Genomic DNA, 12,848 nt, shown 5'->3' on the forward strand with positions numbered 1-12,848 from the left:
CCTCGTGAACCTATTTTTGGTGACAGGGACACTCTGCGCAGGGCTTGGCGCGGTTGCGGTGATCTCAGCTTGGGCAAATCGCAAACGAAACGTCACCGCGGCGGGCGTTTTGGGGGCAGGGCTGGCGATGCTGATTGCGGTTTATACCCTCGGCGGTCTTCCCATCGGATGGGCGCCATTTGCAGAAAGTTTTGTTGAGGTGGCGGCACTTATACTCCGCTGAAGAGGGGTTGCGCTTTCACCGTTTTGGGGGTAAGCGGCGCTTTCCAACGGTGCGATCGGCCAAAAGTGGCATGCCGAATCGCGCTTGAACGTTGCCTAAGAAGGAGACGAAAATGCCCAAGATGAAGACGAAGTCGAGCGCCAAAAAGCGCTTCAAAATGACGGCGAGTGGCAAGGTCAAAGCTGGCCAAGCTGGCAAGCGCCACGGCATGATCAAGCGGACAACCAAGTTCATCCGCGACGCGCGCGGCACGACAACATTGTCTGCCCCTGACGCGAAGATCGTCAAAACCTACATGCCATACGCTCGTTAAGGAGGCGCTGAGATGTCCCGCACAAAAGGTGGTACCGTCACCCATCGCCGTCACAAGAAGGTTCTTGACGCGGCAAAAGGTTATTATGGCGCGCGTTCGCGCAACTTCCGCACTGCAACCCAGGCGGTCGATAAAGCCAACCAATACGCAACCCGCGACCGCAAGGCGCGTAAGCGTCAATTCCGCGCTTTGTGGATTCAGCGCATCAACGCTGCCGTGCGCAGCTTTGACGCCGATCTGAGCTATTCGCGCTTCATCAATGGCCTTGCAAAAGCAGGGATTGAAGTCGACCGCAAGGTTCTGGCTGATCTCGCTGTGCATGAGCCAGAAGCGTTTGGGGCGATTGTTGCACAGGCGAAAGCCGCGCTCTAATCTGCGCCAAAATTTGGTAAGTGAAACCCCTGCCAACGATTTGGCGGGGGTTTTTCTTTGCTCAACACACAGCCAAAAGCCGTTGCCCCTGTTGCAGGCCTTGCATTTGAGGGTTCTTGTGATAGCTCAAGCGGCAATTCTACGGAGACAAACCCATGACCGCATTTGATGACCTGCGCCACCTTTGGCTTGATCGCATTGCTCAGGCTTCGGACGAAGCCTCGCTTGAAGAGTTGCGCGTGGCTGCCCTTGGCAAAAAAGGTGAGATCAGCCTGAAGATGCGCGAGCTTGGGCAGATGAGCGCCGAAGAGCGTCAGGTGGCAGGCCCCGCGCTCAACGCGCTGAAGGATGAGGTCAACAGCGCGCTTGTGGCGAAGAAAGCCGCGCTTGGCGATGCCGCACTAGATGAACGGCTCAAGGCAGAATGGCTAGATGTGACCCTGCCCGCTCGCCATCGCCGTCAGGGCAGCATCCACCCCGTGAGCCAAGTCACCGAGGAAGTCACCGCGATTTTCGCGGATATGGGCTTTGCCGTGGCAGAAGGCCCGCAGATTGAAACGGATTTCTACAATTTCGATGCGCTAAATATTCCAGGCCATCACCCTGCCCGCGCGGAGATGGACACATTCTACACCCACCGCGCCGAAGGGGATGACCGCCCGCCCCATGTGCTGCGCACGCATACAAGCCCCGTGCAAATCCGTTATATGGAGGCCAATGGCGCGCCTTGTCGCATCATTGCACCCGGTCGCGTCTATCGCGCCGATTACGACCAGACCCATACACCGATGTTCCATCAGGTCGAGGGCTTGGCAATTGATAAAGATATCTCCATGGCCAATCTGAAATGGGTTTTGGAGGAGTTCTTCTCGGCCTTTTTCGGCACATCGGTCAAAACCCGCTTCCGCGCCTCGCATTTCCCCTTCACCGAACCTTCCGCCGAGGTAGACATCCAATGCTCGTGGGAAGGCGGCACGGTGAAAGTGGGCGAGGGCAATGACTGGCTTGAGGTGTTGGGGTCAGGCATGGTGCATCCAAAGGTGCTGCAAGCAGGCGGGATTGACCCCAATGAATGGCAAGGCTTTGCCTTCGGCATCGGGATCGACCGCTTGGCGATGCTGAAATACGGCATCCCAGATCTGCGCGCGTTTTTCGATTCAGACCTGCGCTGGCTGCGCCATTACGGCTTTGCCGCCTTGGATATGCCGAATTTGCATCGGGGGTGAGGGGGATCAATCCCCACACCCCGCCCGAATAGCGCCGAAGGCGCCGGGCGAGCGCCTGCCCGCCCCACCGGGCTGGCGCGCGCCCTCATTCCACCCTTCCAATCACGCGCGCCGTGGTTTAATCGACATCCGACCGCTTAAACGGAGGCCCGCGCCATGAAATTCACGCTGTCTTGGCTGAAAACCCATCTCGACACCACTGCTTCGGTTGAGGACATCGCCGATGCGCTCACCGATCTTGGGCTTGAGGTGGAAGGGGTCGAAAACCCCGCCGCGAAATTGGCAGGGTTTCGTCTGGGCCGCGTCACCCATGCCGAACAGCACCCCGATGCGGATCGTCTGCGCGTCTGCACTGTGGCCACCGATGAGGGGGACAAGCAAATTGTCTGCGGTGCGCCGAATGCGCGTGCGGGCATCACTGTGGTTGTCGCGCGCCCTGGTGACTATGTCCCTGGCATTGATGTGACCCTTTCGGTCGGCAAAATCCGCGGGGTCGAAAGCCACGGGATGATGTGTTCCGAGCGGGAATTGGAGCTTTCGGACGAACATAACGGCATCATCGAATTGTCCTCAGGCGAGGTTGGTCAAAGCTTTGCCGATTGGTTGGCAGAGCATGATCCAGAAAAGATTGACCCTGTGATTGAAATTGCCATCACCCCGAACCGCCAAGATGCGCTTGGCGTGCGTGGCGTGGCGCGGGATTTGGCCGCGCGCGGTCTTGGCACGTTGAAACCCTATGAGGTCGCCCCCGTCAAAGGCAGTTACCCCTGCCCGATCTCCGTGACGATTGACACCGATACGCTTGATGGCGCGCCGCATTTCACAGGCCGCGTGATCCGTGGCGTAAAGAACGGGCCATCGCCCGCATGGTTGCAAGCGCAGCTCAAAGCCATCGGCCTGCGCCCCATTTCCGCCTTGGTCGATATCACCAATTTCTTCACCTATGACCAAAACCGACCCTTGCACGTTTTTGATGCCGATAAGGTCAAAGGCGGCTTGCGCGTTCATCGCGCCAAAGGTGGCGAAGAATTATTGGCCTTAGACGAGAAAACCTACCGCTTCGGCGCGGGCCATATGGTGATTTCCGATGACAATGGCCCCGAAAGCATCGCGGGCATCATGGGCGGTGAAGAAACGGGATGCACGGATGAAACCGTGAATGTGTTCCTTGAATCGGCTTGGTGGGATCCTGTGCAAATCGCCTATACAGGGCGTGATCTGAAAATCCATTCGGATGCGCGGTATCGCTTTGAGCGGGGGGTTGACCCTGAATTCACCCGTGACGGGCTTGAGGCGGCAACGCAGATGATTCTTGATCTCTGCGGCGGTGAAGCCTCAGATGTGGTTGAGGCGGGCGCGGCGTTAAAAACGGCGCGCAGCTACAGCTTGAACCCTGCGCGCGTGATCAGCCTTGTCGGCATGGACATCCCGCGCGAGGAACAGGTGCGCATCCTGACCGCGCTTGGTTTTTCGGCCAGCGGCAGCGGCGAGACGCTCGAGGTTTGGGTGCCCTCGTGGCGGCGCGATGTTCAAGGTGAGGCGGATTTGGTCGAGGAAGTGGCGCGTGTCGCCTCGCTCACCAAACTGGCGCCAAAGCCCTTGCCCCGCCTCAGCACAGGCGTGACCCGCGCCGTACTGACCCCAATGCAAAAACGTGAAGCCACGGGGCGGCGCACCCTTGCCGCTTTGGGGTATAATGAATGTGTCACCTATAGCTTTATTGATCAAAAATCTGCGGCGCTCTTTGGCGGCGGCACGGATGCGGTGCGTTTGGAAAATCCAATTTCTTCGGAAATGAGCCACATGCGTCCCGCGCTTTTGCCTGGCCTTTTGCAGGCAGCGGCCCGCAACCAGGCGCGCGGCATGACAGATTTGGCCTTGTTTGAACTGGGGGCCGCGTTCCACGGCGGGGAACCTGAAGAACAGCACACGCAGGCCGCTGGTCTTTTAATTGGTCAAACAGGCCCGCGTGATCCGCATGGGGCACGCCGCGCTGTAGATGTATTTGATGCCAAAGCCGATGCTGAAGCTGCCCTTTCGGCCATGGGTGCGCCTGCGCGGATGCAAATCATCCGCAGCGATGATCCATGGTGGCATCCCGGGCGGCATGGGGTTCTGTGCCTTGGCCCTAAGAAAATCTTGGGCGTATTTGGTGAAATTCATCCCAAAATCTTGCGCGAGATGGATGTGAAAGGCCCTGCGATGGGGTTTGTTCTTTATCCAGCTGAAATTCCATTGCCCAAAAATACCACGGCCAGCCGTGGCGCCTTGGAAATCAGCGATCTGCAACCCGTGGAGCGCGATTTCGCCTTTGTCACCGATGTCACCACCGCTGCCCTTGATCTGGTCAATGCGGCTCTTGGTGCCGATAAGGCTTTGATCACCGATGTTAGCGTCTTTGACGAATTCATCGGCGGCTCACTTGGGGAAGGGCGCAAGTCAATCGCGCTGACTGTGCGAATGCAGCCGCGCGACAAAACATTGACCGAGGACGAAATCGAAGCCACTGCCGCCAAAATCATTGAAAAAGTGGGTAAGGCGACAGGGGCAACCTTGCGCGGTTAATCTGCGCCCGTTTCGCTGCAATGGCGGCGAAAGGCGGATTTCAGCAAATCAAATTCTGCGCGCAGCATGTCCAACTCAGCGCGCAGATCCCCCGCAATCTGCGGATCACAGACCACAGAAAACCGATCTAACACCGCCCCTGTCTCGTGGCGGATGTCGACAATTTGCACCTGCGCCCCAATCAGATGTGCGGGCAGCTCAAGGCGCAATAGACAGGCTTGACCCGTGCCACGCGTGGCTGTTCCGGTGGCAATGATCTGCCCGTTCACAACAGCCTCAAAGCGCAATGCGTCCTGGGTCATATGGGCCACTGTGGCCTCATAAACCCCATCTTTCAGGCTCAACCGCGCAAGCGTCAGTTCCGTCATGCTTTGATCCCCTAACTCAAAGTTCGGCGCGCGGCATGCACACCACGAGAAAATCGCCCATCTGCAATAAGTTCATGCTGGGGCGCTCGAAAATCAGATCAATCCAGATTTTTTCGATCCGTTTGTCGTTTACTTTGGAATAGGCCATATCGAATTCGGCACTGAGCCTGCCGTTGTGCCATTCCATTTTGCGCACCAATTGCTCGGAATTCGGGCCATGGATCACATTGACCCGCGCATAAAGGTCAATCGGGAAATCCATGCTGATATCGAGCGAAACTTGAAGAATATCCGACAGCTTAACGCTCGCCGCCCGCGCACGGGGCACATCAAGCGCCATGGATAAAAACGATCCATCAAACCGAAAAACTTCTAAGGAAATGGCAAAAGGGGCGCTTGCGTGAGGATCATTGCGCGGGGTTTGGCGCAAAATAATCTCTGATTGCGCGCAATCATGAAAAATCTTGAGCCCCCCTTTCAGATCAAAGGGGCTTTGCACCGCAACTGTGGTCGCGGGTTCAATCGGTTGAAACAAGGCATCAGGGCGATACCCCCAATGCGCAATTTCAGGCAAACCCTCGTGGCGGCGGTCTTCTCCAATGGCGCGGCGGCGTAAATCCTGATCAGCCAATCGCGCCAACGCCATCAAATCACTTGCATAGGCGATGGCCTCAGCGCGGCGCTTTTGCAAATCCGATAGGGACAGTTTGCCAAGCCGCGCTTTCAAAGCCGTAATATCGGCGTTGAATTTTATCCATCTGGCCTGCGAAAATGACGGCCTGCGCCAGAACCCCATCCGATTGCCCTCAAGCTTGGCCCGCCCCTCCCAGTCAGAGGGGGGCCTTTTTCCAGTTTAGCAAAGATAGAGGTAAGGGGATTTTCTCTAATTGAAAAGCCTACGCAGCAATCCAACCGTATCAAGTGTGCGCACAACGGTGCGCGCTGCCCGTGCGGGTGACACGGTGCGGGTGGTTGGGCGGGTTGGGGCACTGCTTCCTGAACCATCGCCGCTTTGCGCGGTGGCTTGATCACTATCATATGGGCCATCGGGCAAGGGGGTTGGTTCCGCCTCGGCCAAAATCGCGGGCTGTAAACTTGTTTGATTATTGGCCGCAGCGATTTGACCAGCAAAGGCGCGCAACGTCTCAAGGCTTTGCGCCTCGGTGAGGTTACTGTCTTCAAGCGCAAGAACACTGAGGGTAGCGATGCGATTGCCCACATCCATATAGACGCGCCAGTAATCTTCTTTCACACCCCGAATGCTGCTGGCCGAACTGTCGCGCGCATTCAAGAAGAACACATCGCCTTGGTGAAACATATCCAGAATTTCAACCGAATTTGGATCTTGGTCGCGGCTCAACAAGCCACGCCCTTGCTCGGAGGTGAAAAATGCAGCCATTGCAGGGATATTGCTGCGCAAACTGCCCTCTGGCCCTGCCTCGGAAATGGCGGCCGTCAGGATTGAGGGATGTTCTGGCTGTGGCAGGCGCGGTGAATTTCCAATAGCCGCGCAATTTCCCAAAAGCACAAAGGCGCTTATGCCGCGATCTTGGGTCGCCGCAGGATCTATGCAAAACCCATCAGGCCCAGTGACCACCAAGCGGTCACTGGTTACGGCAATTTCTGTATCCACATCTGGAAGGGGCCCCGCATAAGGCGCCCCACCGCCCGAGCAGCCGAAAAGAAAAAGGCCCGCACCCAAGAGAGTGCAGGCCTGAACGGATTTAGATGTCCATATAGACATGCTTCTCCTCTTTGCCGCCTGGATGCGTGACCGCCCCATAGCGCGCTGAACCCACCTGTTGCGCATATTTCCAAAGCGCGCCAGTGGCGTAGATGGTTGGCTTTGCGCCTTGCCAATCGGCGCGGCGGGCTTCCAATTCGGCGTCAGACAGATCAACGCTGATCTCCCCATTGATCGCGTCAATCGTGATCATATCCCCGTTTTTCAAGAGACCGATTGGCCCACCATGGGCGGCCTCTGGCCCAACGTGACCGACACAGAAACCACGGGTCGCACCCGAGAAGCGGCCATCGGTGATAAGCGCCACTTTCTTACCCATGCCCTGACCAGACAGGGCCGCCGTGGTTGCCAACATCTCACGCATACCTGGCCCGCCAGACGGGCCTTCATTGCGGATGACGATCACTTCGCCCTCTTTGTAATCACGGGTTTGAACAGCCGCGAAAGCATCTTCTTCTGATTCAAACACGCGGGCAGGGCCCGTGAATACAAGCTGCTCTTTTGCCATACCCGCAACCTTTACGATGGCACCATCTGGGGCAAGGTTCCCTTTCAGACCGACCACACCGCCTGTTGGCGATAGGGGTTTCTCGATGGAATAGATCACGCGACCATCTGCTTCGCGGGTGATGATGTCGATCTCTTCACCAATGCTGCGGCCTGTTACGGTCAAGCAATCCTCATGGATCAGACCTGCTTTCCGCAGTTCTTTGAGAACGACAGGAACGCCGCCCGCCTCATACATATCTTTGGCCACATATTGGCCACCGGGTTTGAGGTCGACAAAGTAGGGGGTGTCTTTGAAAATCTCGCAGACATCAAACAGGTCGAAATCAATACCCGCCTCATGGGCGATGGCCGGCAAATGAAGGCCTGCATTGGTCGAGCCACCTGTGCAAGCCACAACGCGCGCCGCGTTCTCAAGGCTTTTGCGGGTCACGATATCGCGGGCGCGAATGTTCTTTTCGATAAGCTTCATCACAGCTTCGCCCGAAGCCACGCCATATTGGTCGCGGGACTCGTAAGGCGCAGGCGCACCTGCTGAATTGGGCAGGGCCAAACCGATGGCCTCAGATACACAGGCCATGGTGTTTGCAGTAAACTGACCGCCACAGGCGCCTGCCGAAGGACAGGCTACACGTTCCAAAATAGCGAGCTGTTCGTCTGAGTAATTGCCCGCCTGATGTTGACCCACCGCCTCAAAAACGTCTTGCACGGTCACATCTTTGCCGTCCAACCGACCCGGCAGGATGGAGCCGCCATAGATAAACACCGATGGCACATTGAGGCGCACCATGGCCATCATCATACCAGGCAGGGATTTATCACAGCCCGCCAAACCCACCAGCGCGTCATAGCAATGCCCGCGCATGGTCAATTCCACAGTATCCGCAATCGCTTCACGCGAGGCCAAGGAGGAACGCATCCCCTCATGCCCCATCGCGATCCCATCGGTCACAGTGATGGTGGTAAACTCGCGCGGCGTGCCATTGGCGTGCTTTACACCCAATTTCACCGCCTGCGCCTGACGGCTGAGCGCAATGTTACAGGGCGCTGCCTCGTTCCAGCAGGTAGCGACACCCACAAAAGGCTGCGCGATTTCGTCCTCGGTCAAGCCCATCGCATAGTAATACGAGCGATGCGGTGCGCGCGCAGGCCCTTGCGTCACGTGACGGCTTGGCAGTTTGGACTTATCGAATTTGCTCTGCGACATGGCAGCCTCCCTTGGGGTCGATAGAAATGTTACACTCGGCATAAACTTTGGGCCCCTGCGGCACAAGCGCGATTGGAAAAAGACCCATGAAACCTAAGTTTCAGACTATAGATGGGCCATTTATGGGTTCAAGCGGAATGGGGATTTAAAGCGCTGATGCTTCGGGGATTTTTTGCACCACAAAATCAGCCCAATTTGATGGTCGAGGCCGCGCGGGCGCAACCTGCTTTGTGGCGGGTGATTGTGGGCATGGTCATCTGCCTTTTGACCTATGTCTTGGGGCTGTTGGCCTATTTCTATGCAATGTCGCATCTGATCGGCACAAAATTCGAAGCCGTATGGACGGCTGACCCGCAAACATCTGGCCCGAGCCTGACGCTGATCCTTCTGGGCAGTTTCGTGACCATGCTGGTTGGCCCGTTTTTTGTGGCATGGCTGCTGCATGATCGCAGCCCATGGTCACTGTTTGGCCCATTGCGCCAAATGCACCGACAGTTCTGGGTCGCGGTGGCGGTGTTTTCTGCACTCGCGACACTCAGCGCGCTGATCCCGACCGATTTTGCCCTTGTGAGAAGTCTGGGCCTCAAAGAATGGTTGCTTTTGCTGCCTCTCGCCCTTGGGCTGATTGCCATTCAGACAGGGGCTGAAGAACTTCTGTTTCGCGGCTATATTCAAAGCCAACTGGCCGCGCGGTTCAAATCCCCAATCATCTGGGCGGTTTTGCCGTCCGTTCTGTTTGGTCTTGCCCATTTTGCACCAGAAGAACATGGCAGCGCGGCGTGGTATCTTGTTTTGGCCACAGGCGTTTTCGGGCTTTGCGCCGCTGATTTGACCCATCGCTTTGGCACAATCGGGCCAGCGTGGGGATTTCATTTTGCGAATAATGTGATGGCAATGTTGGCTGTTTCGCTGCCCGGTGCTTTGGGGGGGCTTGCCCTTTATCATTTACCGATTGCGGCCAATGATGCCGAGGCCATGGTTCCCCTTATCTTGCGCGACATTGCTGTTACAATTGTGATTTGGCTTGGCATCCGTTTTGCCCTGATATGGCGCGAAAATGCCCATCGCTGATTGCAATCTGCCGCGCCATTGCCTATTGCGAGTGTAAGGATCGGCCAATGGAAAAGACCCAATGAACTGGATCACCAACTACGTCCGCCCAAGGATCAATTCGATGTTCTCGAAGCGCGATATGCCCGAGAACCTTTGGACGAAATGCGATGAATGCGGAACCATGCTGTTCCATCGTGAATTGAGCGACAATCTGAATGTCTGCACAAATTGCGATCATCATATGGTCATCACCCCGCGAGAGCGGTTCAATGCCTTGTTCGATGGCGGTATTTTCACCGAGGTCAAAGTGCCAAAGCCAATTGCAGACCCGCTGCAATTCCGCGATCAGAAACGCTATCCCGACCGCATGAAGGCGGCACAGAAATCCACGGGCGAAACCGATGCGATGCTTGTGGCCGAGGGTGAAATGGGGCGCACGCCCATCGTGGCCTGTGCGCAAGATTTCAGCTTCATGGGCGGCTCGATGGGGATGTATGTCGGCAATGCCATCATTGCTGCTGCCGAGCGCGCGATTAAATTAAAGCGCCCTCTGATCCTGTTCTCCGCCGCAGGTGGCGCGCGGATGCAAGAGGGAATCCTCAGCCTGATGCAAATGCCCCGCACCACAGTTGCGGTAAATATGCTCAAAGAGGCGAACCTGCCTTATATCGTGGTGCTGACCCATCCAACCACAGGGGGCGTAACTGCCTCTTATGCGATGCTCGGCGATGTGCAGATTGCCGAACCAAATGCGTTGATCTGCTTTGCTGGGCCACGGGTGATTGAGCAAACTATTCGCGAAAAATTGCCCGAAGGGTTCCAGCGCGCCGAATATCTGTTGGATCACGGGATGCTTGACCGCGTGACCCATCGCACCGCGTTGCGCGATGAGTTGATCTCGATCCTTCGGATGCTGATGGGCATGGAACCTCCAGTCAAAGGGGATCTGCCCGCCCCAACTGAGGCTGCGCCAAACGCGGCGGAGGCAAAATAAAAGTGAGCACCCCCCGCTCGGATCTCCTGTTGGAGCGCATGATGGCGCTTCACCCAAAGATCATTGACCTGACGCTCGATAGAATGTGGAGGATCTTGGCCGCCCTTGGTGATCCGCAACAGGCGTTGCCGCCTGTCATTCATATCGCGGGCACCAATGGCAAAGGGTCGACCCTCGCCTATATTCGCGCGGGGCTTGAGGCGGCAGGGAAACGCGCACATGCGTATACATCACCGCATTTGGCACGGTTTCATGAACGCATTCGGTTGGCGGGAACGCTGATTGACGAAAACCACCTATCTGACATTCTTGATGAATGTTTGGCGGCCAATGGCCCAGATGCGATTACCTATTTCGAAATCACCACCGCCGCCGCGCTTTTGGCATTTGCCAGAAATCCTGCCGATTACACGCTGTTAGAGGTGGGTTTGGGCGGACGTTTGGATGCAACCAATGTCATCGACAGCCCCGCATTAAGCGTGATCACCCCCGTTGATCTCGACCATCAACAATATCTTGGCGATACAATCGAGGATATCGCAGGCGAAAAGGCAGGCATTATCAAGCGCGGGCGTCCCGTAATTGTTGCCCCGCAGCAAGAGGCCGCACTGGAGGTGATCGAGGCACGCGCCGCGCGGCTTGGCGCGCCCATCTATGCCTATGGCCAACACTGGCATATTGCGACCGAAGCAGGGCGATTGATTTTCCAAGATGAAACAGGCCTTTTAGACTTGCCGCTGCCCGCCCTTGCGGGCCCGCATCAAATCCAAAATGCAGGCACGGCCCTTGCGGCAATGCGGGTACTGGGTTTGGACGAGGCGGCCTGCGAGGGTGCCATGCGCAACGTCTCTTGGCCCGCGCGCATGCAGCGCCTGCGCCACGGGCCGCTGTTTGACACTGCACCCGATGCTGAACTTTGGCTTGATGGGGGGCACAACCCCCATGCCGCGCTTGCCATTGCGGCCACGCTCAAAGGCTTGCCCCAGCGCGAGACGCATTTGATTTGCGGCATGCTGAACACAAAGGATGTGACAGGCTTCATGGCCCCGCTTGCGCCTTTCGCGTCATCGCTGCACGCTGTCTCAATTCACGGCCAAGCCGCAACACTGAGTGCCGAGGACACCAAGGCAGCGGCAAACCGTGCAGGTATAGCGGCCCAAACCGCACCAGATGTGATCAGCGCCTTGCGCGACATCTGCGCCACAACCCCGAATGCGCGGGTTTTGATCTGTGGTTCCCTTTACTTGGCGGGCGAAATTCTAAAAGAAAACGGCTAGGCTACTAGACAGCGCCTGCACTCTGGCCTAGCCCTATTTCATGCTCGCGATATTCCTCAAAACACTTCCATTTTTTGCGCTGATCGGTGTGGGTTTCCTTGCCGCGTATCGTGGGTTTTTCACGCAAAGCGCGACCGCCTATCTGACAAAATTCGTGTTTTACTTCGCGCTATCGGCCATGTTGTTTCGCTTTGCCTCGACCTTATCGCTTGGCGATATTTTCGATTGGAATTTCATCGGGGCCTATCTGTTTGGATGTTTCGCGATTTATGCGCTTGCGACTGTCGTTGCCTTGATCCGAAAGCGGCCCGCTTCGGAAGCGGCAATTGAAGCGCAATGTGCCGTGATCGGGAATACAGGGTTCTTGGGCGTGCCTATGTTGGTTGTTTTGATGGGGCCTGCGGCGGCGGGGCCTGTCTTGATGATCTTGGCCACTGATTTGATCGTTTTCTCAAGCTTGATCGTGATCATTATCACGGCAAGCCGCGATGGCCGCATGAGCCTGACAATTTTCCGCTCAATCGCGATTGGGTTGGTAAAAAATCCGATGATTGTGTCGATGGTCGCGGGGCTATCCGTCTCTGCCGCGGGGCTAAGCCTTCCTGCACCTGTGGATGAATTCATGGCACTATTGGGCGCGGCGGCGACCCCATGTGCGCTCTTCGCAATAGGGGCGTCATTGGCAGGCAAATCAACCGAGCGGGCTTCGGTCGCGCTTTGGCTGTCCTTCGCCAAGCTGATCTTACACCCTGCCGCAGTCGCCATTGGTGCGCTTATAATTTTCGAGGTTGATCCCTATGCCGCGGCAGTGATGATCGCGGCCTCCTCGCTGCCTGTCGCAGGAAATATCTATATGCTGGCGCAGCATTACAACGTGGCCCCGCAACGGGTGTCTGCCTCGATTCTGATGTCGACTGCCATTTCCATCCTCACTGTGTCGCTTGTGATCGGATGGCTATCTCAAATGGCGGGCCTAAGCCTGCCCTGATCGCGAAAGGT

The 12,848-nt window shown here is 56.8% G+C and carries 13 protein-coding genes; 9 read left to right on the top strand and 4 right to left on the bottom strand.

The window, feature by feature from the left end; all coding sequences use genetic code 11:
• Positions 1-19 precede the first annotated feature (19 nt).
• From AAC620_RS07225 to pheT, 5 genes are all read left to right on the top strand, one after another.
• Entirely contained in the window at positions 20-223 is a 204-nt protein-coding gene (locus tag AAC620_RS07225; protein ID WP_340243865.1) for a hypothetical protein, read from the top strand.
• Positions 224-335: 112 nt separating this feature from the next.
• Positions 336-536 carry a 50S ribosomal protein L35 gene (rpmI, locus tag AAC620_RS07230; protein ID WP_317657150.1) on the top strand — a complete coding sequence of 67 codons (201 nt, stop codon included), beginning with the start codon at positions 336-338 and terminating at the stop codon, positions 534-536.
• 12 nt (positions 537-548) lie between these two features.
• The gene (gene rplT / locus AAC620_RS07235; protein ID WP_317657149.1) at positions 549-908 is read left to right on the top strand and encodes a 50S ribosomal protein L20; all 360 of its coding nucleotides are present in this window, start codon (positions 549-551) and stop codon (positions 906-908) included.
• A gap of 155 nt (positions 909-1,063) precedes the next feature.
• Positions 1,064-2,134 carry a phenylalanine--tRNA ligase subunit alpha gene (gene pheS / locus AAC620_RS07240; protein ID WP_340243868.1) on the top strand — a complete coding sequence of 357 codons (1,071 nt, stop codon included), beginning with the start codon at positions 1,064-1,066 and terminating at the stop codon, positions 2,132-2,134.
• Positions 2,135-2,290: 156 nt separating this feature from the next.
• Positions 2,291-4,699, top strand: coding sequence for a phenylalanine--tRNA ligase subunit beta (pheT, locus tag AAC620_RS07245; RefSeq protein ID WP_340243870.1), 2,409 nt, complete (start codon positions 2,291-2,293; stop codon positions 4,697-4,699).
• Here pheT and AAC620_RS07250 read toward each other — a convergent pair.
• The 4 genes from AAC620_RS07250 to ilvD all read right to left on the bottom strand — a co-directional run bounded on the left by AAC620_RS07250 (position 4,696) and on the right by ilvD (position 8,525).
• The gene (locus AAC620_RS07250) at positions 4,696-5,067 is read right to left on the bottom strand and encodes a hypothetical protein (RefSeq protein ID WP_340243872.1); all 372 of its coding nucleotides are present in this window, start codon (positions 5,065-5,067) and stop codon (positions 4,696-4,698) included. The two genes, pheT and AAC620_RS07250, sit on opposite strands and share 4 nt — an antisense overlap.
• Before the next feature lie 16 nt (positions 5,068-5,083).
• On the bottom strand, positions 5,084-5,863 hold the full coding sequence (locus AAC620_RS07255; protein ID WP_340243874.1) for a DUF6478 family protein: 780 nt from the start codon (positions 5,861-5,863) through the stop codon (positions 5,084-5,086).
• An 87-nt stretch (positions 5,864-5,950) separates the two neighbouring features.
• Positions 5,951-6,811 (bottom strand): hypothetical protein, encoded by an 861-nt coding sequence (locus AAC620_RS07260; protein ID WP_340243875.1) that lies wholly within the window; start codon positions 6,809-6,811, stop codon positions 5,951-5,953.
• Positions 6,792-8,525 (bottom strand): dihydroxy-acid dehydratase, encoded by a 1,734-nt coding sequence (gene ilvD / locus AAC620_RS07265; protein ID WP_340243876.1) that lies wholly within the window; start codon positions 8,523-8,525, stop codon positions 6,792-6,794. The genes AAC620_RS07260 and ilvD overlap by 20 nt, the downstream gene beginning before the upstream one ends.
• Positions 8,526-8,681: 156 nt before the next feature.
• Between ilvD and AAC620_RS07270 the strand changes: the two genes are divergently transcribed.
• The 4 genes from AAC620_RS07270 (at position 8,682) to AAC620_RS07285 (ending at position 12,837) form a co-directional block, all read left to right on the top strand.
• On the top strand, positions 8,682-9,596 hold the full coding sequence (locus tag AAC620_RS07270; protein WP_340243878.1) for a CPBP family intramembrane glutamic endopeptidase: 915 nt from the start codon (positions 8,682-8,684) through the stop codon (positions 9,594-9,596).
• Positions 9,597-9,657: 61 nt separating this feature from the next.
• On the top strand, positions 9,658-10,572 hold the full coding sequence (gene accD, locus AAC620_RS07275) for an acetyl-CoA carboxylase, carboxyltransferase subunit beta (protein ID WP_317657141.1): 915 nt from the start codon (positions 9,658-9,660) through the stop codon (positions 10,570-10,572).
• A 2-nt stretch (positions 10,573-10,574) separates the two neighbouring features.
• Positions 10,575-11,849, top strand: a complete 1,275-nt coding sequence (locus AAC620_RS07280) for a bifunctional folylpolyglutamate synthase/dihydrofolate synthase (protein ID WP_340243881.1) — start codon at positions 10,575-10,577, stop codon at positions 11,847-11,849.
• Between the two features lie 40 nt (positions 11,850-11,889).
• Positions 11,890-12,837, top strand: coding sequence for an AEC family transporter (locus tag AAC620_RS07285; protein WP_340243882.1), 948 nt, complete (start codon positions 11,890-11,892; stop codon positions 12,835-12,837).
• Positions 12,838-12,848 lie beyond the last annotated feature (11 nt).

This window comes from Roseobacter sp. HKCCA2468 (assembly GCF_037805105.1).
In the GTDB taxonomy this organism is placed as follows: domain Bacteria; phylum Pseudomonadota; class Alphaproteobacteria; order Rhodobacterales; family Rhodobacteraceae; genus M30B80.

Excerpts from the sequence above, each read along its gene's own strand:
- rpmI (WP_317657150.1), top strand. The coding sequence starts at position 336 with ATGCCCAAGATGAAGACGAAGTCGAGCGCCAAAAAGCGCTTCAAAATG.
- rplT (WP_317657149.1), top strand. The coding sequence starts at position 549 with ATGTCCCGCACAAAAGGTGGTACCGTCACCCATCGCCGTCACAAGAAG.
- pheS (WP_340243868.1), top strand. The coding sequence starts at position 1,064 with ATGACCGCATTTGATGACCTGCGCCACCTTTGGCTTGATCGCATTGCT.
- pheT (WP_340243870.1), top strand. The coding sequence starts at position 2,291 with ATGAAATTCACGCTGTCTTGGCTGAAAACCCATCTCGACACCACTGCT.
- AAC620_RS07250 (WP_340243872.1), bottom strand. The coding sequence starts at position 5,067 with ATGACGGAACTGACGCTTGCGCGGTTGAGCCTGAAAGATGGGGTTTAT.
- AAC620_RS07255 (WP_340243874.1), bottom strand. The coding sequence starts at position 5,863 with ATGGGGTTCTGGCGCAGGCCGTCATTTTCGCAGGCCAGATGGATAAAA.
- AAC620_RS07260 (WP_340243875.1), bottom strand. The coding sequence starts at position 6,811 with ATGTCTATATGGACATCTAAATCCGTTCAGGCCTGCACTCTCTTGGGT.
- ilvD (WP_340243876.1), bottom strand. The coding sequence starts at position 8,525 with ATGTCGCAGAGCAAATTCGATAAGTCCAAACTGCCAAGCCGTCACGTG.
- AAC620_RS07270 (WP_340243878.1), top strand. The coding sequence starts at position 8,682 with ATGCTTCGGGGATTTTTTGCACCACAAAATCAGCCCAATTTGATGGTC.
- accD (WP_317657141.1), top strand. The coding sequence starts at position 9,658 with ATGAACTGGATCACCAACTACGTCCGCCCAAGGATCAATTCGATGTTC.
- AAC620_RS07285 (WP_340243882.1), top strand. The coding sequence starts at position 11,890 with ATGCTCGCGATATTCCTCAAAACACTTCCATTTTTTGCGCTGATCGGT.